This window comes from Pseudomonas sp. LAM2023 (assembly GCF_016620375.1).
Lineage (GTDB): Bacteria > Pseudomonadota > Gammaproteobacteria > Pseudomonadales > Pseudomonadaceae > Aquipseudomonas > Aquipseudomonas anuradhapurensis.
This window is the reverse complement of the sequence record NZ_JAENHV010000015.1, coordinates 116,100-137,478: the sequence shown is the minus strand read 5'-3', so window position 1 is coordinate 137,478 and position 21,379 is coordinate 116,100. Positions and strand designations below refer to the sequence as shown.

At 63.9% G+C, this 21,379-nt stretch carries 20 protein-coding genes; 11 read left to right on the top strand and 9 right to left on the bottom strand.

The annotated features are described in order from the left end of the window. Positions 1–10: 10 nt before the first annotated feature. The 9 genes from mrdA to JKP78_RS06250 all read left to right on the top strand — a co-directional run bounded on the left by mrdA (position 11) and on the right by JKP78_RS06250 (position 9,590). A complete protein-coding gene (mrdA, locus tag JKP78_RS06290; protein WP_170032884.1) occupies positions 11–1,900 on the top strand; it encodes a penicillin-binding protein 2 in 1,890 nt (629 codons plus the stop codon). Positions 1,901–1,938: 38 nt separating this feature from the next. Beyond that, a complete protein-coding gene (gene rodA, locus JKP78_RS06285) occupies positions 1,939–3,042 on the top strand; it encodes a rod shape-determining protein RodA (protein ID WP_170034301.1) in 1,104 nt (367 codons plus the stop codon). Positions 3,043–3,059: 17 nt separating this feature from the next. Then, the gene (mltB, locus tag JKP78_RS06280; protein ID WP_170032882.1) at positions 3,060–4,070 is read left to right on the top strand and encodes a lytic murein transglycosylase B; all 1,011 of its coding nucleotides are present in this window, start codon (positions 3,060–3,062) and stop codon (positions 4,068–4,070) included. Beyond that, positions 4,070–5,074 carry a septal ring lytic transglycosylase RlpA family protein gene (locus JKP78_RS06275; protein WP_186686582.1) on the top strand — a complete coding sequence of 335 codons (1,005 nt, stop codon included), beginning with the start codon at positions 4,070–4,072 and terminating at the stop codon, positions 5,072–5,074. The genes mltB and JKP78_RS06275 overlap by 1 nt, the downstream gene beginning before the upstream one ends. A 270-nt stretch (positions 5,075–5,344) precedes the next feature. Next, positions 5,345–6,505, top strand: coding sequence for a D-alanyl-D-alanine carboxypeptidase family protein (locus tag JKP78_RS06270; protein WP_186672699.1), 1,161 nt, complete (start codon positions 5,345–5,347; stop codon positions 6,503–6,505). Between the two features lie 73 nt (positions 6,506–6,578). Further along, positions 6,579–6,854, top strand: coding sequence for a DUF493 domain-containing protein (locus tag JKP78_RS06265; protein ID WP_186686585.1), 276 nt, complete (start codon positions 6,579–6,581; stop codon positions 6,852–6,854). Continuing rightward, positions 6,854–7,501 (top strand): lipoyl(octanoyl) transferase LipB, encoded by a 648-nt coding sequence (gene lipB, locus JKP78_RS06260; RefSeq protein ID WP_013974352.1) that lies wholly within the window; start codon positions 6,854–6,856, stop codon positions 7,499–7,501. The genes JKP78_RS06265 and lipB overlap by 1 nt, the downstream gene beginning before the upstream one ends. A 1-nt stretch (position 7,502) precedes the next feature. After that, positions 7,503–8,519 (top strand): lipoyl synthase, encoded by a 1,017-nt coding sequence (gene lipA, locus JKP78_RS06255; protein WP_225931904.1) that lies wholly within the window; start codon positions 7,503–7,505, stop codon positions 8,517–8,519. Between the two features lie 168 nt (positions 8,520–8,687). After that, the gene (locus tag JKP78_RS06250) at positions 8,688–9,590 is read left to right on the top strand and encodes an LD-carboxypeptidase (RefSeq protein ID WP_200626606.1); all 903 of its coding nucleotides are present in this window, start codon (positions 8,688–8,690) and stop codon (positions 9,588–9,590) included. Positions 9,591–9,723: 133 nt separating this feature from the next. On the opposite strand, the gene JKP78_RS06245 is transcribed toward JKP78_RS06250, so the two are convergent. From JKP78_RS06245 to leuS, 5 genes are all read right to left on the bottom strand, one after another. Continuing rightward, complete coding sequence (locus JKP78_RS06245; RefSeq protein ID WP_186686587.1) at positions 9,724–11,040, bottom strand: lytic murein transglycosylase; 1,317 nt, start codon at positions 11,038–11,040, stop codon at positions 9,724–9,726. A gap of 60 nt (positions 11,041–11,100) precedes the next feature. After that, on the bottom strand, positions 11,101–11,265 hold the full coding sequence (arfA, locus tag JKP78_RS06240; RefSeq protein WP_170032870.1) for an alternative ribosome rescue factor ArfA: 165 nt from the start codon (positions 11,263–11,265) through the stop codon (positions 11,101–11,103). A gap of 205 nt (positions 11,266–11,470) precedes the next feature. Continuing rightward, positions 11,471–12,508, bottom strand: coding sequence for a DNA polymerase III subunit delta (gene holA / locus JKP78_RS06235; RefSeq protein ID WP_200626605.1), 1,038 nt, complete (start codon positions 12,506–12,508; stop codon positions 11,471–11,473). A gap of 39 nt (positions 12,509–12,547) precedes the next feature. Beyond that, on the bottom strand, positions 12,548–13,153 hold the full coding sequence (locus tag JKP78_RS06230) for an LPS-assembly lipoprotein LptE (protein WP_170032868.1): 606 nt from the start codon (positions 13,151–13,153) through the stop codon (positions 12,548–12,550). 61 nt (positions 13,154–13,214) lie between these two features. After that, positions 13,215–15,821: a leucine--tRNA ligase gene (gene leuS, locus JKP78_RS06225; protein WP_186686589.1), complete on the bottom strand. Its 2,607-nt coding sequence runs from the start codon at positions 15,819–15,821 to the stop codon at positions 13,215–13,217. A 227-nt stretch (positions 15,822–16,048) separates the two neighbouring features. Between leuS and JKP78_RS06220 the strand changes: the two genes are divergently transcribed. Both JKP78_RS06220 and JKP78_RS06215 read left to right on the top strand, forming a co-directional pair. Next, entirely contained in the window at positions 16,049–16,363 is a 315-nt protein-coding gene (locus JKP78_RS06220) for a hypothetical protein (protein ID WP_170032865.1), read from the top strand. Positions 16,364–16,499: 136 nt separating this feature from the next. Next, entirely contained in the window at positions 16,500–17,261 is a 762-nt protein-coding gene (locus JKP78_RS06215; protein WP_170032863.1) for a YdcF family protein, read from the top strand. Positions 17,262–17,386: 125 nt separating this feature from the next. Here JKP78_RS06215 and lnt read toward each other — a convergent pair whose 3' ends face one another. From lnt to JKP78_RS06195, 4 genes are read right to left on the bottom strand one after another with little or no spacing between them, the layout of a single operon-like run. After that, the gene (gene lnt, locus JKP78_RS06210) at positions 17,387–18,904 is read right to left on the bottom strand and encodes an apolipoprotein N-acyltransferase (RefSeq protein WP_186686594.1); all 1,518 of its coding nucleotides are present in this window, start codon (positions 18,902–18,904) and stop codon (positions 17,387–17,389) included. A gap of 8 nt (positions 18,905–18,912) precedes the next feature. Further along, entirely contained in the window at positions 18,913–19,752 is an 840-nt protein-coding gene (locus JKP78_RS06205) for an HlyC/CorC family transporter (protein ID WP_186686596.1), read from the bottom strand. Between the two features lie 25 nt (positions 19,753–19,777). After that, positions 19,778–20,251, bottom strand: coding sequence for an rRNA maturation RNase YbeY (gene ybeY, locus JKP78_RS06200; protein WP_170032859.1), 474 nt, complete (start codon positions 20,249–20,251; stop codon positions 19,778–19,780). Next, a complete protein-coding gene (locus tag JKP78_RS06195; protein WP_170032858.1) occupies positions 20,244–21,242 on the bottom strand; it encodes a PhoH family protein in 999 nt (332 codons plus the stop codon). The genes ybeY and JKP78_RS06195 overlap by 8 nt, the downstream gene beginning before the upstream one ends. Positions 21,243–21,379 lie beyond the last annotated feature (137 nt).

The window sequence follows — 21,379 nt, the reverse complement described above, 5'->3', positions numbered from 1 at the left end:
AAGCAGCCCGATGTCGCAGCCGATCCGTCTCAAGGACCATGAGAAAGACGCCCGCCTGGTGCGCAACCGCGTCGTGGTGGGCGCAGTGGCGGTCGTGCTGCTGGTCTGCGTGCTGATCGCGCGGCTGTACTACCTGCAGATCATCCAGTACGACTACCACTCGACGCTGTCGGAGAACAACCGGGTGCATGTGCAGCCGATTCCGCCGACCCGCGGGCTGATCTTCGACCGTAACGGGGTGATCGTTGCCGACAACCGGCCCAGCTTCAGCCTGTCGATGACCCGTGAACGTGCGGGCAACTGGCAGGAAGTGCTGGATACCATCGTCGAAGTGCTGGAATTGACGCCCGATGATCGCGCCCTGTTCGAGAAGCGCATGCGCCAGGGCCGCCGGCCGTTCGAGCCAGTGCCGATCCTGTTCGAGCTCAACGAAGAGCAGATTGCTCGCGTGGCAGTGAACCAGTTCCGCCTGCCGGGTGTGGAAGTGGTGGCCCAGCTGGTGCGCCATTACCCGCAGGGTGCGCATTTCGCGCATTCGGTGGGGTATGTGGGGCGGATCAACGAGAAGGAGCTGAAAACGCTCGATCCGGTGAACTACAGCGGCACCCACCACATTGGCAAGACCGGCATCGAACGGTTCTACGAAGACGCCCTGCACGGCCAGGTGGGCTACGAGGAAGTCGAGACCAACGCTCGCGGCCGGGTGCTGCGCGTGCTCAAGCGTACCGACCCGAAACCGGGCAAGGACATCGTGCTGAGCCTGGACATCAAGTTGCAGGAAGCCGCCGAGGCCGCCCTGGGTGGTCGGCGCGGCGCCGTGGTGGCACTCGACCCGCGTACCGGCGAGGTGCTGGCAATGGTCAGCCAGCCCAGCTTCGACCCCAACCTGTTCGTCACCGGCATCGGTTTCAAGGCCTATGCCGAACTGCGCGACTCGATCGACCGGCCCTTGTTCAACCGCGTGCTGCGCGGCCTGTACCCGCCGGGTTCGACCATCAAGCCGGCCGTGGCCATCGCCGGCCTGGACAGTGGTGTGGTCAATGCCGGCAGCCGGGTGTTCGACCCGGGTTACTACCAACTGCCCAACTACGACCACAAGTACCGCAACTGGAACCGCACCGGCGATGGCTGGGTCGACCTGGACACCGCGATCATGCGTTCCAACGACACCTACTTCTACGACCTGGCGCACAAGATGGGCATCGACCGGCTGTCCAGCTACATGAACAAGTTCGGTATCGGCCAGCGGGTTTCCCTGGACATGTTCGAAGAGTCCGCCGGGCTGATGCCGTCGCGGGAATGGAAACGTGCTACCCGTCGCCAGGCGTGGTTCCCCGGCGAAACCCTGATCCTCGGTATCGGCCAGGGCTACATGCAGGCCACGCCGCTGCAGCTGGCCCAGGCCACCGCGCTGATCGCCAACAAGGGCGTATGGAACCGCCCGCACCTGGCCAAGACCATCGAGGGCCAGCCGCCGGTGGACGACAACCCCATGGACAACATCGTGCTGCGTGACAAGTCCGACTGGGCCAAGGTCACCCATGGCATGGAGCAGGTGATGCACAACGCCCGCGGTACCGCACGCAAGGCGGCCATCGGCGCGCAGTACCGCATCGCCGGCAAGAGCGGTACCGCCCAGGTGGTGGCGATCAAGCAGGGCGAGAAGTATGACCGCAACAAACTCCAGGAGCGCCACCGCGACCACGCCCTGTTCGTCGCCTTCGCCCCGGCCGACGACCCGAAGATCGTGGTATCGGTGATGGTCGAGAACGGTGAGTCGGGCTCGGGTGTTGCCGCGCCGGTGGTACGCCAGGTGATGGACGCCTGGCTGCTCGACGAAAACGGCCGGCTCAAGCCCGAGTTCGCGCCCGCCACCGTTACCCAGGAATCAGCCCTGTGATGAACAATTTCGATCGCATGCTCTCCAGCGAGGATGTGATGCGTCGGCGCGCCAGTTTTCTGCAGCGCATCCACGTCGACGGCCCTTTGCTGGTCATTCTGCTGACCCTCGCGGCTGGCAGCCTGTTCGTGCTGTACTCGGCCAGTGGCAAGAACTGGGACCTGTTGCTCAAGCAGGCCACCTCGTTCGGCATCGGCCTTGCGTCGATGTTCATCATCGCCCAGCTGGAGCCCCGCTTCATGGCGCGCTGGGTGCCGTTGGCCTACCTGGTCGGGGTGATGCTGCTGGTGGTGGTCGACGTGATGGGCCACAACGCCATGGGCGCCACGCGCTGGATCAACATTCCCGGGGTGATTCGCTTCCAGCCCTCGGAGTTCATGAAGATCATCATGCCGGCGACCATCGCCTGGTACCTGTCCAAGCGCACCTTGCCGCCACATCTCAAGCACGTGGCGATCAGCCTGGTGCTGATTGGCGTGCCGTTCATCCTGATCGTGCGCCAGCCCGACCTGGGGACTGCGCTGCTGATCCTTGCCTCCGGTGCCTTCGTGCTGTTCATGGGCGGCCTGCGCTGGCGCTGGATCCTCAGCGTGCTGGCGGCGGCAGTGCCGGTGGCGGTGGCGATGTGGTTCTTCGTCATGCATGACTACCAGAAACAGCGGGTACTGACCTTCCTCGACCCGGAAAGCGACCCGTTGGGCACCGGCTGGAACATCATCCAGTCCAAGGCGGCGATCGGCTCGGGCGGTGTATTCGGCAAGGGCTGGCTGCTCGGGACGCAGTCGCACCTGGACTTCCTGCCGGAAAGCCACACCGATTTCATCATTGCCGTGCTCGGCGAGGAATTCGGCCTGGTCGGCATTTGCCTGTTGCTGATCGTCTATCTGCTGCTGATCGGCCGTGGCCTGGTGATTACCGCCCAGGCGCAGACCTTGTTCGGCAAGCTGCTGGCCGGCAGCCTGACCATGACCTTCTTTGTCTATGTATTCGTCAATATCGGGATGGTCAGCGGCCTTTTGCCCGTGGTGGGCGTGCCGCTGCCCTTCATCAGCTATGGCGGAACTTCGTTGGTGACGCTGCTGTCAGCGTTTGGCGTTCTGATGTCGATCCATACGCACCGCAAATGGATCGCGCAGGTTTGAATAAGGTGAACAATTTCATGCAAGCAGTGCGTAACTGGGCTGCCCGTTGTGCGCCGTGGGTCGGCGCGGTGGGCCTGTTCGGCGCTGTACAGCTGGCCCATGCCGGCGACTACCGGGACTCGCCGCAGGTGGCCCAGTTCGTTGGCGAAATGAGCCGCGACTACGGTTTTGCCCCTGAACAGCTGATGGGCGTGTTCGCCGAGGTGCAACGCAAGCAGTCGATCCTCGACGCCATTTCGCGCCCGGCCGAACGGGTAAAACCGTGGAAGGACTACCGGCCGATGTTCATCACCGACGCGCGCATCGCCCGCGGTGTGGATTTCTGGCGCCAGCACGAGGCGGCGCTGGCCCGGGCCGAGCAGGAATATGGCGTACCGGCACAGTACATCGTCGCCATCATTGGCGTGGAAACCTTCTTTGGCCGCAACACCGGCAACTACCGGGTGATAGACGCGCTGTCGACGCTGAGCTTCGACTATCCGCCGCGGGCCGACTTCTTCCGCAAGGAGCTGCGCGAGTTCCTGCTGCTGTCTCGCGAAGAGCAGCTCGACCCATTGACCCTCAAGGGCTCCTACGCCGGCGCGATGGGCTTGCCGCAGTTCATGCCGAGCAGCTTCCGCAACTTTGCGGTGGACTTCGATGGCGACGGCCACATCAATATCTGGAACAACCCGGACGATGCCATCGGCAGTGTCGCCAGCTACTTCAAGCGCCACGGGTGGGTGGCCGGTGAAGGTGTGGTCAGCCGCGCCTGGGTGGATGGCGAGCGGGCCGACGAGGGCCTGACCACCGGCATCGAGCCGGTAAAGACGGTAGGGGAGTTGCGCGCGCTTGGCTGGTCGGTTCATGATTCCCTGCGCGATGATCTGCCGGTTACCGCCTTCCGTCTTGAGGGCGACAATGGCCCCGAATACTGGATGGGCCTGAAGAACTTCTACGCGATCACTCGCTACAACCGCAGCGTGATGTATGCCATGGCGGTGCATCAGCTTTCGGAACAGCTGGTTCAAGCACGGGGCGTCAACTAATGCGCGCAATCATCTCTGCCAATACTTTCAAGCTGCTGACCTGCCTCGCCGTTGGCGTGCTGCTGGCCAGCTGCTCTTCCAGCCGCCCAACCCAGCAAGGTAGCGGCAACGTGGTGCGCACCCAGCCGGGCCTGGATATCAACCGGGCGCACAAGGACGGCGCGCCGTGGTGGGACGTGGATGTGAGCAAGATCCCCGATGCCACGCCGACCGTGCACACCGGCAACTACAAGGCCAACCCGTACACGGTACTGGGCAAGACCTACTACCCGATGCAGGATGCGCGCAACTACCGCGCCGAGGGGACTGCGTCGTGGTATGGCACCAAGTTCCACGGGCAGAACACCGCCAACGGCGAGCTGTACGACCTGTACGGCATGAGTGCGGCGCACAAGACCTTGCCGCTGCCAGCCTATGTGCGGGTGACCAACCTGGCCAACGGCCGCAGCGTGATCCTGCGGGTCAACGACCGTGGGCCGTTCTACTCCGATCGCATCATCGACCTGTCCTATGCCGCGGCGAAGAAGCTCGGTTACGCTGAAATCGGTACCGCGCATGTGCGCGTCGAGGGCATCGACCCGCAGCAATGGTGGGCCCAGCGTGGCCAGACGCCGCCGATGGTGCTGAAGGAGCCGCAAGTGGCCCAGACCCAGGCGATCCCGGCCAGTACCGGGCGCGTCGAGCAATGGACGCCACCGCCGCAACAGCACGCAGCGCCTGTGGTGCCGGTGCAGGTTGGCGGCAACAACGTGCCGGCCAGCAACAGTGGCGGCAGCTTCCTGCAGGTGGGCGCCTTCGCCAACCCGGACGCCGCCGAACTGCTGCGTTCCAAGCTCAGCAGCATGGTCAGCGCGCCGGTATTCATCAGCTCGATCGTGCGTAACCAGCAAACCTTGCACCGCGTGCGCCTGGGGCCGATCAGCAGCCAGGGCGAGATCCAGCAGGCGCAGGACAGCATCCGCCTGGCGAACCTGGGGCAGGCCAAGCTGGTCACAGCTGACTGACCGCGTTGCCTTTTTCGCGGGCACGCCCGCTCCCACAGGGGCATGCGAAACCCTGTGGGAGCGGGCGTGCCCGCGAAGAAGGCAACACCAAACTGTCGGTTTTGTCATGAATTGCCGGGCGCAGGCATGTACAATGTCGGCTTTTGCCCGCAGCGACATAACGCCGCATTTTGCCGGGCCAGGCCTATGGCCACAAAACTAGACTGACTGGCGCTGGGCACATGATCTTGCCCAGGGAAATTCAGACCATTAGCGATTTTCGAGAGACGGATGAACATCACCAACCTTGCCAAACGACTTTGCCTGCCCGTACTGCTGATGATCACGCCGGCCGCCTTCGCGGCTGAGCAGATGACGCCGGCGCCACCGCAACTGGCAGCCAAGTCCTACGTACTCATGGACGCGTCCAGCGGCAACGTGCTGGTCGAGAACAACGGTGACGAGCGCCTGCCGCCAGCCAGCCTGACCAAGCTGATGACCGCCTACATCGCCACCCTCGACATCCGCCGCGGCCAGATCGGTGAAAACGACCCGGTAACCGTCAGCGAGAACGCCTGGCGTACCGGCGGTTCGCGCATGTTCATCAAGGTGGGCAGCCAGGTGACCGTCAGCGACCTGCTGCACGGCATCATCATCCAGTCCGGCAACGACGCCTCGGTCGCCCTGGCCGAGCACATCGCCGGCAGCGAAGATGCCTTCGCCGACATGATGAACAAGACTGCCGCCGACCTGGGCATGAGCAACAGCCACTTCATGAACCCGACCGGTCTGCCGCATCCGGACCACTACTCGTCGGCCCATGACATGGCGACCCTGGCCCGCGCGATCATCAATGTCGACCCGGCCCACTACGCCATCTATTCGCAGAAGGAATTCTTCTGGAACAACATCAAGCAGCCGAACCGCAACCTGCTGCTGTGGCGTGACAAGACCGTCGACGGCCTGAAGACCGGCCACACCGACGAAGCCGGCTACTGCATGGTGGCTTCCGCCGTTCGCGACGGCCAGCGCCTGATCGCCGTGGTGTTCGGCACCAACAGCGAGCAGTCGCGCGCAGCCGAGACCCAGAAGCTGCTGACCTATGGCTTCCGCTTCTTCGAAACCCAGACTTTCTACCAGAAGGGTACCGAGCTGACCAAGGCACCGGTCTGGAAAGGAGCCACTGGCGAAGTGAAAGCCGGCCTGGCCGAAGACCTGACCATGACCATGCCTAAAGGCCAATTGAAACGCCTTCAGGCTTCGATGACCATGAACCCGCAACTCACTGCACCGATTGCCAAAGGTGACGTGATCGGCAAAGTGGAAGTCAAACTGGACGAGAAAGTGGTTCACAGCGCCGACCTGATCGCCCTTGACGGCGTCGAGGAAGGTGGTTTCTTCCGCCGTATGTGGGATAGCATCCGTCTATTCTTCTACGGGTTGTTCAACTGATACGTGACCTGCATGCCCCCGCGTATCCTGCGGGGGCGTTGTTGTTGCCACGGCTTACGAGGCCGTTTCCGCCATGAGCGAACCAGACGTCAAGTCGCACAAGATCGAATTCCCCTGCGACGATTACCCGATCAAGGTCATCGGCGATACCGTGGTCGGTTTCCGCGATACGGTGATCGAGATTCTCAGCAAGCACGCCAAGGTCGACCTTGCCACGCTGGCCGAGCGCCAGAGCAAGGAAGGCAAGTACACCACCGTGCAGTTGCACATCGTTGCCGAAAGCGAGAACCAGCTGCACGATATCAATAGCGCCCTGCGCGCTACCGGCATCGTGAAAATGGTGCTCTGATGTCCGCCTGCCTCGGTTTTCGCGAGCTTGGCCTGCAGCCCTATGAACCGGTGCTGGAGGCCATGCGACGCTTCACCGAGCAACGCAGCCCGGACAGCCAGGATGAAGTCTGGCTGGTCGAGCACCCCGCTGTCTTCACCCAGGGCCAGGCCGGCAAGGCCGAGCACCTGTTGGTACCGGGTGACATCCCGGTGGTACAGACCGACCGCGGTGGCCAGGTAACCTACCATGGCCCCGGGCAACTGGTGGCCTACCTGCTGCTGGATGTGCGTCGGCTAGGGTTTGGCGTGCGTGAGCTGGTCAGCCGTATCGAGCAGACCCTCATCGACCTGCTCGCCAGTTATGATGTCCAGGCTGCGGCCAAGCCCGATGCCCCGGGCGTCTATGTCGATGGAGCGAAAATCGCCTCCCTCGGCCTGCGAATCCGCAATGGCCGTTCGTTCCACGGCCTTGCCCTGAACGTGGACATGGACCTTGCGCCATTCCGCCGAATCAACCCCTGCGGCTATGCGGGGCTGGCGATGACCCAGCTGCGCGACCTGGCAGGTCCTATCGAACTCGACGAGGTCAGGACAAGGCTGCGCGGACAGCTGGTCAAGCACCTCGACTACGCTGAGCAGACGACCCTTACGGGCGGAATCGACTGATATGACAACTGTGCAAGAAGCCGTGCCGAACCTGATACCTACCCAGGATGCCACCCAGCGCCCAGCGCCGAAGAAAGTGGAAGCCGGGGTCAAGTTGCGTGGTGCCGAGAAGGTGGCGCGCATCCCGGTGAAGATCATCCCCACCGACGAGCTGCCGAAGAAGCCCGACTGGATCCGCGTGCGTATCCCGGTTTCGCCCGAGGTAGACCGCATCAAGCAACTGCTGCGCAAGCACAAGCTGCACAGCGTGTGCGAAGAGGCGTCATGCCCGAACCTGGGCGAGTGCTTCTCCGGTGGTACCGCGACCTTCATGATCATGGGTGACATCTGCACCCGCCGCTGCCCGTTCTGCGACGTGGGTCATGGCCGGCCGAAGCCGCTGGACCTGGATGAACCGAAGAACCTGGCGATCGCCATCGCCGACCTGCGCCTGAAGTACGTGGTGATCACCTCGGTCGACCGCGACGACCTGCGCGACGGCGGGGCCCAGCACTTCGCTGACTGCATCCGTGAAATTCGTGCGCTGTCGCCAGGCGTGCAACTGGAAACCCTGGTGCCGGACTACCGTGGCCGCATGGACATTGCGCTGGAAATTACCGCGCAAGAGCCGCCGGATGTGTTCAACCACAACCTCGAGACCGTACCGCGCCTGTACAAGGCCGCGCGTCCGGGGTCGGACTACGACTGGTCGCTGGACCTGCTGCAGAAGTTCAAGCAGCTGGTGCCGCACGTTCCGACCAAGTCGGGCCTGATGCTGGGTCTGGGCGAGACCGACGACGAAGTGATCGAGGTGATGCAGCGCATGCGCGAGCATGACATCGACATGCTCACCCTCGGCCAGTACCTGCAGCCATCGCGCAGCCACCTGCCGGTGCAGCGTTTCGTCCACCCGGACACCTTCGCCTGGTTCGCCGAGGAAGGTTACAAGATGGGCTTCAAGAACGTCGCTTCCGGGCCGCTGGTGCGTTCTTCCTACCACGCTGACCAACAGGCCCACGAGGCCAAGATCAAGCTCTGATCAAAGGTTGGGCCACACATGCCGATGCGCGCCGAAAGGCGCCATCGGCATTTTTGTTGATGGGGTTTCCTGCTGGTCGAGGTCGCTCCGCAGCGGCAGAATCGGGCCCCCAGGACCTGCAAGGAGTTGCATGTGAATTGCCTTGAGCGTACCGAACCTTGCCTGCCGATGGCGTTGGCGCACGACGCCTGCTTTGCCATCGTCGCGCCCGCCGGCCCGGCCCGGCTGGATACCCAGAAGGCCACCCGGTGGTTTGCCGAGCGTGGCTACCGTTGCCGGATCTACCCGGGAGCTCTGCAGGCGCAAGGATACCTGGCAGGCGCAGACCAGCAGCGCTTGCAAGACCTGCATGATGCTTTCGCCGACCCGGCGATCGACGCCATCCTGTGCATGCGTGGGGGGTATGGCAGCATGCGCCTGCTCGACCGGCTCGATTTCGAGCTGATCCGGCACAACCCCAAGCCGCTGATCGGCTACAGCGACATCACCGCGCTGCACACGGCCATTTACCGCAGGACCGGGCTGGTCACCTTCCATGGCGGAATGCTCAATGCAGACCTGTTGGGTGCCAAGCAGCAACCGACCGAGGCTTCGCTGCTGGCGCAGCTGGGTGGGCAGGTGCGCAGCGGCGAGCCAATCGCGCACCCGGCCGGCTACGCTTTGACCTGTGTACAGCCGGGTGTGGCCAGCGGGCCGCTACTAGGTGGCAACCTGTCGATGCTGGGGGCGACCTTGGGGACGATTGCCGAGTTGGATACCAAGGGTTGCATCCTGTTCATCGAGGACGTCAACGAGCCGCTGTACCGGGTAGACCGCCTGCTGACCCAGCTGCGCCTGGCGGGCAAGCTGGAGGGGATCGCGGGCGTGCTGGTGGGGGATTTTGCCGGGATTACCACGGTGGCGCTGACGCCGTTGCTGCAGGACATCTTCGGGCCGCTGGGCGTGCCGGTGCTGGCCGGTTGGCGAAGTGGCCATTGTGATCCGAATGTGTGCTTGCCGCTGGGGGCCAGGGTGCGGCTGGATAGTGTTGAGCAAACATTGGTGCTGGAGCAGGATCTGTTCAGGGCTTGAGATCGCCGGGGCTGCTTTGCAGCCCAGCGCGACACCAGGCCGCTCCTACAAACGATCGACAATCATCGGGATTATGCGGTCCCTGTTGCAGCGGCCTGTGTCGCGAAAGGGCCGCATGGCGGCCCCAGGACCCTCACTGCTGGCGCAGGCTCTCAAGCAGCTTGTGGGTCGGGTAGCCATCGGCCGGCCAGCCCAGCCCCTGCTGGGCATTACGGATCGCCTTGCGGGTGTTGGCGCCAATGATGCCGTCAGGGTTCCCCGCCTCATGCCCATTGCTGTTCAGCAGGTTCTGCAGCTCCATGCGCTCGCTGCGGCTGAGCGGCAGGTCTTCCTTCGGCCAGCTGCCGGCGATGAAACCCCAGCCAGTGAAGCGGTCCCCCAGCAGGCTTACCGCCAGTGCATAGGACGACGAGTTGTTGTACTTGAGGATGGCGCGGAAGTTGTCCAGCACCAGGAACGCCGGGCCACGCGCGCCCGCTGGCAGTAGCAGGGCGGCAGACAGCTGGTTGCTGCCCACCGGCAGCTGAGTGCCCGCAGGCAGTTTCACGCCCTGCGCCAACCACTCGCTCACCGGCTTGCGCAGTGCGCCATCGGCTTGCCAGTAATCGAAGCCTGCTGGCACCTGTACCTCGAAGCCCCAAGGCTGGCCACGCTTCCAGCCCGAGCTCTGCAGGTAATGCGCGGTCGAAGCCAGGGCATCCGGGGTGCTGTTCCAGATGTCACGGCGGCCGTCACCGTCGAAGTCCACCGCATGGGTGTTATAGGTGGTCGGGATGAACTGGGTCTGGCCCATGGCCCCGGCCCACGAGCCACGCATTGCCTCAGGCTGGATGTCGCCATGCTGGATGATCTGCAGCGCGGCGATCAGCTGGTCCTGGGCAAATTGCGGACGACGGCCTTCATAGGCCAGGGTAGCCAGCGAGCGGATGACCGACTTGTTGCCCTGGAACTGGCCGAAGTTGCTTTCCATGCCCCACACGGCAACCAGCACCTGGCGGTCGACGCCATAGCGCTGCTCGATGAGCGTAAGCAAGTCTGCATGCTGTTCCAGCAGCTTCTTGCCATTGCGCACACGCAACGGTGACAGGGCGCCTTCGAGGTATTCCCACACCGGGCGGGTGAATTCCGGCTGGCTACGGTCGGCCTTGATCACGTCCATGTCAGGGGTGATACCGAGGAATGCGCGGTCGAAGGTATCCGGCGAAATACCGGCTTGCAGGGCTTGCTGGCGGAAACCGGCCTGCCATTGCGCGAAGGTTTGCAGAGGCTGGATTTCAGTGCTGACGTCGGGCGTGGTGCCGGGCAGGGTTACCACCGGGGCTGGCTGGGCGGGAGCCAGCGGCAGGGCATCGGCGGCGGTGGGCTTTTCTGCGCAGGCCACGAGCAGGATGAAACTGGAGGCCGCGAGCAACTGACGGGTTTTCCAGCGGGGGAGAAGACTGAGAAGCATGCACAGATCCAGAATTGCAGGTCAGGTGACGACCATATCATGCCTGCGCTTTCGATGCTTTCATGCGGCCAAAAAGTACGAAGCCTCCCAATCTCTCGATTGGAAGGCTTCGCGGCGGTAGCTGCCTTTGCCCTTGTTGGGTCGTTCCTGCCGGCAGCGGAACAGGGGCTGGGCGACGATGGACTTGGCCTTGTTGGGGCCGTGCTTTTTCGGCTGTTTGCTCATGGCGGGGTTCCCCGGTTTGGTGGTTTTCGCGGCGCACTGTAGGGCCCTGGGCAGCTGGGGGCCAATTGATTGTGTATATCGTCGAGATGCAGGGGGCTACCTTGCAGCCCTGTGGGAGCGGGCGTGCCCGCGAACACCGGCGAAGCCGGTGCCATCCACCGCATCGCCTGATTCGCGGGCACGCCCGCTCTCACAGCGGCACCAGTTACTCGGGCGGGAGTGCCAGCCGCTGACCAGCCATCAGCAGCGACAAGCGCGCCAGGCCGGTCCACGGCGAGCCTTCAGCCTGCCCCTTGATCTGCGCATCAATACGCTGGGCATCCTGCAGCAACTGCGCCCAGCGTTGTGCCGACAAGCGCTGCAAGGCCTTGCTGACCAGTGGCCGGCGTTTGTCCCAGATCGGTGGACGGGCCTGGCTGAAAGCCTTGTCCAGCGGTACGCCCTGGCTGAATTGCTGGGCCAGCCCGGCCAGCTGACGCAGCTCACGTGCCAGGGCCCAGAGAATCACCGGGGGCTCCACGCCTTCACCGCGCAAGCCCTCGAGCATGCGCAGGGCATGCGCGGCTTCGCCATTGAGAATGGCATCGACCAGGCCGAAGACATCGAAGCGGGCGCTGTCGGCGACGGCGGCCTGCACGGTCTCTACGGTGATCTGGTTGCCTTCGGCCAGCAACTTGAGCTTTTCGATCTCTTGCGCAGCTGCCAACAGGTTGCCTTCGACACGTGCGGCGATCAGGTCGACGGCGTCCCGCTGTGCCGACAGGCCGGCCTGCTGCAGGCGCTGGTTGATCCACTGTGGCAGCTGGTGTACGTCCACCGGCCAGATCTGGATGAACTGGCAATGGGGACCTTCTATCAGCGCCCTGCCCCACTTGGTCTTCTGTGCGCTGCCGTCGAGCTTGGGCAGGCTGACCAGCAGCAGGGTGTCCTCGGCGGGCTTGGCGCAGTATTCCATCAGCGCGGCAGCGCCCTTGTCACCGGGCTTGCCGGAGGGCAGCCGCAGTTCCAGCAGGCGCCGCTGGGCGAACAGCGACAGGCTGGCACCAGCCTGGAGCAGGGTGCCCCAGTCGAAGTTGGCGTCGGCGCTGAACACCTGGCGCTCGTCGAACCCCTGCTGGCGCGCGGCGCTGCGGATGGCGTCGGCGGCTTCCTGGCACAGCAGCGGATCGTCACCGCTAACCACGTAGACCGGAGCCAGCGCACCTTGCAGGTGTTTGTTGAGTTGGGCGGGGGCGAGCTTCATGGTGAGCAGGCGGGGCACCCGAGGGTACCCCGCTCGGGCTTAGTTGCCCGGTACTTCCAGTGGCGATTGCTGAGGCGTTTCGGCCTGCTGGCGGCGGGCGGCCTCCAGCGCGGCGGCTTCGGCCTTGGCGCGTTCGTCGGCTTGACGCTGCAGCTCGTCCAGCTGCGACGGGGTCAGCATCTGCAAGCGAACCATCATCGCATTGACCAGGTCACGGCGCATTTCTTCACGGGCGCGGTTGGCTTCCTCTTCGGAGCCGGTGATGTTCGAGCCGTCGCGCACGTAGATCTTGCGCACTTCCAGCTTGTCGCTCATCAGCTCCAGGTTGTTCAGGCCCTGGATGCTGTAGTTCAGCACGGTGGTCAGCTCGTACTCGGCGGTACGGTTGCCGCTGTTGTAGGTCGCCGAGCGCTCGCGCTCCTGCTCGTTGGTCAGCACCAGGCGATACGGTGCGCCGGCGTGCACGTTGACGCCGCTGCGCTCCAGCGTTTCACGCAGCTGGACCACGGTCGGGCCGTAGGCGTTGCGCGCGCTGACGTCCATTTCCTTCACGCTCAGTTCGGTGGAACCGGTGCCGCGCAGCTGGAAACCGCAGGCGCTGAGCATGACCGCCAGGCCAATTACCAGCAAATTGCGTTTGATCATGTTGTTGCTCCCTTGTGGGCCTGTTCCGCCCGCCCGCAGTGGCTGCGGGCGGGCGTTGCCATCAGTTGGCGACGATGTTGACCAGCTTGCCCGGTACCACGATGACCTTGCGGATGGTCAGGCCATCGATGAAGCGCAGGACGTTCTCGTTGCTGCGCGCAGCCGCTTCGATTTCTTCACGGCTGGCGGCGGCCGGCATTTCCACCTGGCCACGCAGCTTGCCGTTGACCTGCACCACCAGGGTGACGGTGTCCTGTACCAGGGCCGCTTCGTCGACGGCTGGCCAGCTGGCGTCGATGACGGCCTGCTGGTGACCCAGCTGTTGCCACAGCTCGTGGGAGATGTGCGGGGTGATCGGGGCCAGCAGCAGGGTGACGGCTTCGAGGCCTTCGTGCAGCAGGGCGCGGTCCTGTTCGGTGGCCTGCGGGGCCTTTTCCAGTACGTTCATCACGGTCATCACTTGGGCGATGGCGGTGTTGAACTTGTGGTACTGGCCGACATCGGTGCTGGCCTGCTTGATGGCAGCGTGGATGGCGCGGCGGATGACCTTCTGCGCGTCGTCCAGGGCGGCGACGTCCAGCTTGCCCGGCAGGCCCTGGGCGACGTGGGCCTGGGCCAGGCGCCAGACGCGACGCAGGAAGCGGCTGGCACCCTCGACGCCGGAGTCGGACCATTCCAGGCTCATGTCGGGTGGCGAGGCGAACATCATGAACAGGCGGCAGGTGTCGGCGCCGTACTGGTCGATCATCGATTGCGGGTCGACGCCGTTGTTCTTCGACTTCGACATTTTTTCGGTACCGCCGATTTCCACCGGTAGGCCGTCGGTTTTCAGGCGGGCGCCAATGATCTTGGCCTTGGCATCGCGCTCGACCTCGACATCGGCCGGGTTGAACCAGTCCTTGCCGCCGTTGCTGGCCACGCGGTAGTAGGTTTCGGCGACCACCATGCCCTGGGTCAGCAGGTTCTTGAACGGCTCGTTCGAGGTGACCAGGCCTTCGTCACGCATCAGCTTGTGGAAGAAGCGTGCGTACAGCAGGTGCAGGATGGCGTGCTCGATACCACCGATGTACTGGTCGACCGGCAGCCAGTGGTTTGCCGCTTTCGGGTCGACCATGCCACCTTCGTAGTTCGGCGAGGCGTAGCGGGCGAAGTACCAGGACGACTCGACGAAGGTGTCCATGGTGTCGGTTTCGCGCTTGGCTGCGGCGCCACATTTCGGGCAGCTGCATTCGTAGAATTCCGGCATGCGTGCCAGTGGCGAACCGGCGCCATCCGGTACTACGTTCTCCGGCAGGGTGACCGGCAGCTGGTCTTCCGGCACCGGTACGTCGCCGCACGACGGGCAATGGATGATCGGGATCGGGCAGCCCCAGTAGCGCTGGCGGCTGATACCCCAGTCGCGCAGGCGGAACTGGGTCCGCGACTTGCCCAGTTCCTTGCGGATCAGGGCCGCTTCGATGGCGTCGAAGGCACCGGCGAAGTCCAGGCCGTCGAACTCGCCGGAGTTGATCAGTTGGCCATGCTCGCCATAGGCGGCCAGCCATTCGCTGCCGACTTCCTCACCCGCGCTGGTGCGCACCACCGCCTTGACCGGCAGGTTGTACTTGTGGGCGAACTCGAAGTCGCGCTCGTCGTGGGCCGGCACGGCCATTACAGCGCCATCACCGTAGTGCATCAGCACGTAGTTGGCGACCCACACCGGCAGCTTCTCGCCGGTCAGCGGGTGTTCGACCAGCAGGGAAGTGGCCATGCCCTTCTTCTCCTGGGTGGCCATGTCGGCTTCGGCAACGCTGCCGCTCTTGCATTCGTCGATGAACGCCTGCAGCGCCGGGTTGCCCTGGGCCGCCTGGGTAGCCAGCGGGTGCTCGGCGGCGACCGCGACGTAGGTGGCGCCCATCAGCGTGTCGGGGCGGGTGGTGAAGACCTTGAGGGTACCTGCGTGGCCAATGCTGGCCTGGTCGTACGGGAACTGCACTTCCATGCCGCGCGACTTGCCGATCCAGTTGCGCTGCATGGTCTTGACCTGCTCGGGCCAGCCCGGCAGCTCGTCGAGGCTTTCCAGCAGCTCGTCGGCGTAGTCGGTGATGCGGAAATAGTACATCGGGATTTCGCGCTTTTCGATCAGCGCGCCCGAACGCCAGCCACGGCCATCGATGACCTGCTCGTTGGCCAGTACGGTCTGGTCCGCCGGGTCCCAGTTCACGGTGCCGTTCTTGCGGTAGATGATGCCTTTTTCGAACAGGCGGGTGAACAGCCACTGCTCCCAACGGTAGTAGTCAGGTTTGCAGGTGGTCACTTCGCGTGCCCAGTCGATGGCCAGGCCCAGGCTCTTGAGCTGGGTCTTCATGTAGTCGATGTTTTCGTACGTCCACTTGGCCGGGGCGACGTTGTTCTTCATCGCCGCGTTTTCCGCGGGCATGCCGAAAGCGTCCCAGCCCATCGGCTGCAGCACGTTCTTGCCCAGCATGCGCTGGTAGCGGGCAATCACGTCACCGATGGTGTAGTTGCGCACGTGGCCCATGTGTAGCTTGCCGCTCGGGTACGGGAACATCGACAGGCAGTAGTAGGTGTCCTTGCCTGGCTGTTCGGTAACAGCGAACGATTGTTGCTCGTCCCAGAACTTCTGGGCGGCGGCTTCGATATCACGGGGCGTGTATTGTTCGTGCATGGCTACTTTTTGCTGAGAGGAAAGAGACCTTGTTCCAGGCAGCGGAACCTCGCTGCGTCCGGCACTCCGGCTTCATTTAGAGTGAACGCCGTAGCATACAGCAGCGCCGCGCATCGTGGGAAACCTTCGTTGCTTATGCCCGCTGGTCGCGGCACGCGGCTGCTTTTCGCAACAACGCTAAGCTCAGGTGTGGGGGGAGATATTCTTATCTTCAATGAGGTGAACGGATGGGAGAGACGCAGCTACCCGCAATCAAACCGGAGCTATACGAACGCCTGATCGACCGGCTTGGCCTGGCACTGGAAGTGGCCAGGACTTCGGTGCGATTGCGCGACGAGATGCCAGCTGAACTGGAGTTGCGTGGCCTGAGCCATGCGGAGTTCGAACTGATCAAGGCCTACCTGGATTCCCTCCCGGAGCGCCACAATGCCTGTGTCGGCAGTTACCCACAAGCGGAGCCGACATCGGCCAAGATCATCTGGCTCAAGGACAAGAAACGCCCCGCCAGTTCGGCGAGATCCAGGACGCTGCCGCATCGCTAGCCGTTCAGGACGCCAGGCGCAGGCTATAGCGCGCCGGTTCTCAAAAACTTGCACATCTCATGATCGGCGCCGGCTGCAATCTTGTTGGCCGGCGTCGATCCTTCTAGGCTGCACGCCTGACCAGGAGGTGTGGCCGATGGCTTTGCGATTCTTCATCAAGCAATGGTTGATGCCGCCGGGCATCCTGTTCCTGCTGCTGTTGGCGGCATGGTGGCTGCGCGCGCGGCGGCCGCGGCTGGCCGCGCTGTGCTTTGCCGTGGGCCTGGCAGGCCTGTGGTTGATGAGCTTGCCGCTGGTGATGCAGCAAACGGCACGTGTTCTGGAAACGGAGCCGCCGCTGGCCGTGACCGACTGGGCGGGCCTGGCAAGCCGGGCAGATGCCATCGTGGTACTGGGAGCAGGGCGTGAACGCGGTGACCCGGCCTGGGGCGGCAGCGACCAGCCCACGGCCACCGCCCTGGAGCGCATGCGCTTTGCCGCACGGCTGGCCAAGGCCTCGGGCCTGCCGGTGCTGACCAGTGGTGGCTTGCACTATGGCTCGCCACCGAGCGAGGCGCAGTTGATGGCGGACTGCCTGCGTGAAGATTTCGGCGTCGAGGTGAAATGGCGGGAGGAGGCCAGTCGTACCACCTGGGAGAACGCCCAGCTGTCTGCCAAGGTGCTGCAGCCGTTGGGGATTCGCCGGGTGGTCGTGGTCACCCAGGCGTGGCACATGCAGCGCTCGCGCTGGAGTTTCGAGCAGGCGGGGTTCGAGGTGGTGCCGGCGCCGGTCGGGTTCCTCGGGCGTGATCATGCGCGGCCGTTTGCCGGGTTGCTGCCGGAAAGCCGGGCGCTGTGGCAGAGCGGGCAGTTGCTCAATGAAGGGGTGGGGCTGGTGGGGTATCGGCTGTTCTACTGAGCCTTGTGTTGCCTGTGCCGGCCTCTTCGCGGGTGAACCCGCTCCCACAGGTACACCGCAGGCCATGGGCTTGTGCGGTCCCTGTGGGAGCGGGTTCACCCGCGAAGAGGCCAGTACAGGAAAACTCAAACGGTCTTGGCAATGCGCCCCGCCAGCAACGCCCAACCCAGCAGCAATGCGCAGACGATCGCCAGCGGCCACGAGCGCCATTGCAGGTACGGCGTCAGTTGCTGCATCGGCACTACCTCGCCATACAGCACCGCCTGCTGGAACTGTGGAATCTGCGTGGTAATGCGGCCAAACGGGTCGATCAGCGCGGTCACACCATTGTTGGTGGCGCGGATCATCCAGCGCCCGGCCTCCAGCGCCCGCATCTGTGCCATCTGCAGGTGTTGCAACGGGCCGATCGAGGTGCCGAACCAGGTGTCGTTGCTGATCGTCAGCAGCAGGTCGCTGCGAGCAGCCAGGCTGGCGGCGAACTCGGGATAGACCACCTCATAGCAGATGTAAGGCGCAATGTGATAGCCCTTTGCCTGCAGCAGCGGCTGGTCTTCCGGGCCGCGGGCGAAGTCCGACATCGGCAGGTTGAAGAACTCGATCAGGCCTCGCAGCATGTCCTGCAGCGGCACGTATTCGCCAAACGGCACCAGCTTCTGCTTGAGGTAGGTGCCGTCGCCCTCACCGGTGACAGTGATGCCGTTGTAGTAGCGTCGTTGGTGGTGCACCACTTCGCGCACCGGCACACCGGTGATCAGCGCCGAATTTCGCCCGGCGGCGAAGCGCCCCATCACGTCGATATAACCCTGGGCCTGGTCCTTGAGCACCGGTACGGCGGTTTCCGGCCACACCAACAGGTCCACCGGCCGGGAGCTGAAGCTCAGGTCACGGTACAGCGCCAGTTGCGCGTCGATGTGTGCCGGGTCCCATTTCAGTTCCTGCTCGACGTTGCCCTGAATGGCCGCAACCTTCAACGGGTCGCCTGCCGGTTTGGTCCAGGCATGGCCCTTGAGCGCCAGGCCCAGTAGCCATGGCGCGAGCAACAGCAGGCAGGCGACCCCCAGGAAGGCGGGGCGCGCGCGCAGGCGGTGCAGGTTGCACAGCAGGGCGGCACTCAGGGCCAGGGTGAAGGAGATCAGCCAGACGCCGCCCAGCGGGGCCAGGCCGGCCAGCGGGCCGTCCAGCTGGCTGTAGCCAGCGTAGAGCCAGGGGAAACCGGTCAGGAACCAGCCGCGGAAGGCCTCTTGCAGCAGCCACAGGGCGGCGAAGCACAGGGCGTCGGCCAGCGGCGCTTCGTTGCGCCGCAACCAGCGTGCCCACAGCCAGGTGGGCAGGGCGAAGAACCAGGCCAGGGCGGCGAAGAACGCCAGCAGCAGCAGGATCGCCAGCAACGGCGAGGCGCCGCCGTAGGTGTTCATGCTGACGTAGATCCACCAGGTGCCAGCGCCATACAGGCCGAAGCCGAACCACCAGCCACGCCACATGGCCTGACGCGGGCTGAGCTCGCGCAGGCCAAGGTAGAGCACGGCGATGGACAACAAGGCCAGCGGCCAGATGTTGAATGGCGCCAGGGCCAGGAGGGTGGAAGCGCCAGCCGCCAGGGCCAGCAGGTTACCGGGCCAGCCGGGGCGGGTGATCCAACGCATGTTCGTCCTTAACGGGTGATCGGTGTCAGGCGCAGCAAGTGTATCCGCCGGCTGTCGGCGTTGAGAATACGGAACTTGTAGGGGCCGATCTCGGTGGTTTCGTTGCGCTTGGGCAGGTGGCCGAAGGCGCTCATCACCAGGCCGCCCACCGTGTCGAATTCGTCATCGGAGAACTCGCTGTCGAAGAATTCGTTGAAGTTCTCGATCGGGGTCAGTGCCTTGATCAGGAAGTCACCGCTTGGCAGCGGCTTGATGTAGCTGTCTTCCTCGACGTCGTGCTCGTCCTCGATGTCACCGACGATCTGTTCCAGCACGTCTTCGATGGTGACCAGGCCGGCCACGCCGCCGTACTCGTCGATGACGATGGCCATGTGGTTGTGGTTGGCGCGGAATTCGCGCAGCAGCACGTTCAGGCGCTTGGACTCGGGCACGAAGGTGGCCGGGCGCAGCAGGTCCTTGATGTTGAAGCTGTCGCCGTTTTCCTTGAGGATCAGCGGCAGCAGGTCCTTGGCGAGCAGGATCCCCAGCACATCGTCGTGGCTTTCGCCGATCACCGGGTAGCGCGAGTGCGCGGCGTCGATCACCGCCGGCAGGAACTCGCGTGGCGACTGGCTGGCCTTGATGCTGATCATCTGCGAGCGCGGCACCATGATGTCGCGCACCTGCAGGTCGGCGACCTGGATGGCGCCTTCGACGATGGTCAGTGCTTCGCTGTCCAGCAGTTTGTTCTGGTGCGCTTCGCGCAGCAGCTCGAGGAGCTCCTGGCGGTTTTTCGGCTCATGGGCAAAAGCCTGGGTCAGTTTACCCAGCCAGGACTTCTGCCCGTTGCTCGATCGATCTTCGCTCATGGCGGTTCTCGTGATCCTTCGTGTATCAGTGTGTGATTGAGTCGGTTTCATCATCGGCGTAAGGGTCGGGGTGACCCAGTTCTGCCAGCAATTCCCGTTCCAGGCCTTCCATTTCCTCGGCTTCCTCATCCTCGATGTGGTCGTAGCCGAGCAGGTGCAGGCAGCCATGGATAACCAGGTGCGCCCAGTGCGCTTCGAGCGCCTTGCCCTGTTCGGCCGCTTCGCGCTCGACCACCGGTACGCAGATCACCAGGTCGCCCAGCAGGGGGATATCGAGCAGGTCATCGGGCACGTCGGCCGGGAACGACAGCACGTTGGTCGCGTAGTCCTTGTGCCGGTAGGTGTGGTTCAGCTCACGCCCCTCGGCTTCATCGACCAGGCGAATGGTCATTTCCGAATCGGCGCTACGCTGGCGCAGGGCCAGTTCGCACCACCGGCGGAAGGCGGTGTCATCCGGGGCGGCGGCATCCGTGGCCCGTTGAATGTCGAGTTCAAGCATCTTTGCCAGGTGCCTCGGGCTTGGCCTGGCGGGCATCGAAGCGGTCGTAGGCTTCGACAATGCGCTGCACCAGTGGGTGACGAACCACATCCTTGGGCTGGAAGTGGGTGAAGCTGATCCCGGGAACGTCCTTCAGCACTTCGATGACGTGCGCCAGGCCCGACTTGGTGCCACGTGGCAGGTCGACCTGGGTGATGTCGCCGGTGATGACCGCCGTGGAGCCGAAGCCGATACGGGTCAGGAACATCTTCATCTGCTCAAGGGTGGTGTTCTGGCTTTCGTCGAGGATGATGAAGCTGTTGTTCAGGGTGCGGCCACGCATGTAGGCCAGCGGGGCGATCTCGATCACCTGGCGCTCGATCAGCTTGGCCACGTGTTCGAAGCCGAGCATTTCATACAGGGCGTCGTACAGCGGGCGCAGGTACGGGTCGATCTTCTGCGCCAGGTCGCCGGGCAGGAAGCCGAGCTTTTCGCCTGCCTCGACCGCCGGGCGTACCAGCAGGATCCGGCGCACCTGTTCGCGTTCCAGCGCGTCCACGGCGCAGGCCACGGCCAGGTAGGTCTTGCCGGTACCGGCCGGGCCGATGCCGAAGTTGATGTCGTTGGCCAGGATTTCCTTGACGTAGCGCTGCTGGTTGACACCGCGCGGGCGGATATTGCCCTTGCGCGTACGCAGCGACACGCTGACCTCGTTGACCGCCGGGTTGTCGATGTTCTCGACAGTCGACTCCTGCAGGTACAGGTGCACGGTTTCCGGCGACAGGTCGGTGGCCTTGGTCTCGCGATAGAGACGGCGCAGCAGTTGCTCGGCGGCAGAGGTGGTCTTGGGTTCGCCGATCAGTTCGAACTGATTGCCGCGGTTGCGGATTTCGATGGCCAGGCGCTGTTCGATCAGGCGCAAGTGCTCGTCGAACTGGCCGCACAGGTTGGCGAAACGGTGGGCCTCGAAAGGTTCGAGGATGAAACGATGGGGTTGTATGGGTGCGTTCAAGGTCGTTTTTAGCCGCTCGACGGCAATGAAGGTGAACTCAAGAATAACCCTTGAATGGCAGTGGCGAAAGCACTGAAACGTCCAACGGTATGTACGGCCTGTTCCGGCCTCTTCGCGGGCCCGCCCGCTCCCACAGG

Excerpts from the sequence above, each read along its gene's own strand:
- mrdA (WP_170032884.1), top strand. The coding sequence starts at position 11 with ATGTCGCAGCCGATCCGTCTCAAGGACCATGAGAAAGACGCCCGCCTG.
- rodA (WP_170034301.1), top strand. The coding sequence starts at position 1,939 with ATGCGTCGGCGCGCCAGTTTTCTGCAGCGCATCCACGTCGACGGCCCT.
- mltB (WP_170032882.1), top strand. The coding sequence starts at position 3,060 with ATGCAAGCAGTGCGTAACTGGGCTGCCCGTTGTGCGCCGTGGGTCGGC.
- JKP78_RS06275 (WP_186686582.1), top strand. The coding sequence starts at position 4,070 with ATGCGCGCAATCATCTCTGCCAATACTTTCAAGCTGCTGACCTGCCTC.
- JKP78_RS06270 (WP_186672699.1), top strand. The coding sequence starts at position 5,345 with ATGAACATCACCAACCTTGCCAAACGACTTTGCCTGCCCGTACTGCTG.
- JKP78_RS06265 (WP_186686585.1), top strand. The coding sequence starts at position 6,579 with ATGAGCGAACCAGACGTCAAGTCGCACAAGATCGAATTCCCCTGCGAC.
- lipB (WP_013974352.1), top strand. The coding sequence starts at position 6,854 with ATGTCCGCCTGCCTCGGTTTTCGCGAGCTTGGCCTGCAGCCCTATGAA.
- lipA (WP_225931904.1), top strand. The coding sequence starts at position 7,503 with ATGACAACTGTGCAAGAAGCCGTGCCGAACCTGATACCTACCCAGGAT.
- JKP78_RS06250 (WP_200626606.1), top strand. The coding sequence starts at position 8,688 with ATGGCGTTGGCGCACGACGCCTGCTTTGCCATCGTCGCGCCCGCCGGC.
- JKP78_RS06245 (WP_186686587.1), bottom strand. The coding sequence starts at position 11,040 with ATGCTTCTCAGTCTTCTCCCCCGCTGGAAAACCCGTCAGTTGCTCGCG.
- arfA (WP_170032870.1), bottom strand. The coding sequence starts at position 11,265 with ATGAGCAAACAGCCGAAAAAGCACGGCCCCAACAAGGCCAAGTCCATC.
- holA (WP_200626605.1), bottom strand. The coding sequence starts at position 12,508 with ATGAAGCTCGCCCCCGCCCAACTCAACAAACACCTGCAAGGTGCGCTG.
- JKP78_RS06230 (WP_170032868.1), bottom strand. The coding sequence starts at position 13,153 with ATGATCAAACGCAATTTGCTGGTAATTGGCCTGGCGGTCATGCTCAGC.
- leuS (WP_186686589.1), bottom strand. The coding sequence starts at position 15,821 with ATGCACGAACAATACACGCCCCGTGATATCGAAGCCGCCGCCCAGAAG.
- JKP78_RS06220 (WP_170032865.1), top strand. The coding sequence starts at position 16,049 with ATGGGAGAGACGCAGCTACCCGCAATCAAACCGGAGCTATACGAACGC.
- JKP78_RS06215 (WP_170032863.1), top strand. The coding sequence starts at position 16,500 with ATGGCTTTGCGATTCTTCATCAAGCAATGGTTGATGCCGCCGGGCATC.
- lnt (WP_186686594.1), bottom strand. The coding sequence starts at position 18,904 with ATGCGTTGGATCACCCGCCCCGGCTGGCCCGGTAACCTGCTGGCCCTG.
- JKP78_RS06205 (WP_186686596.1), bottom strand. The coding sequence starts at position 19,752 with ATGAGCGAAGATCGATCGAGCAACGGGCAGAAGTCCTGGCTGGGTAAA.
- ybeY (WP_170032859.1), bottom strand. The coding sequence starts at position 20,251 with ATGCTTGAACTCGACATTCAACGGGCCACGGATGCCGCCGCCCCGGAT.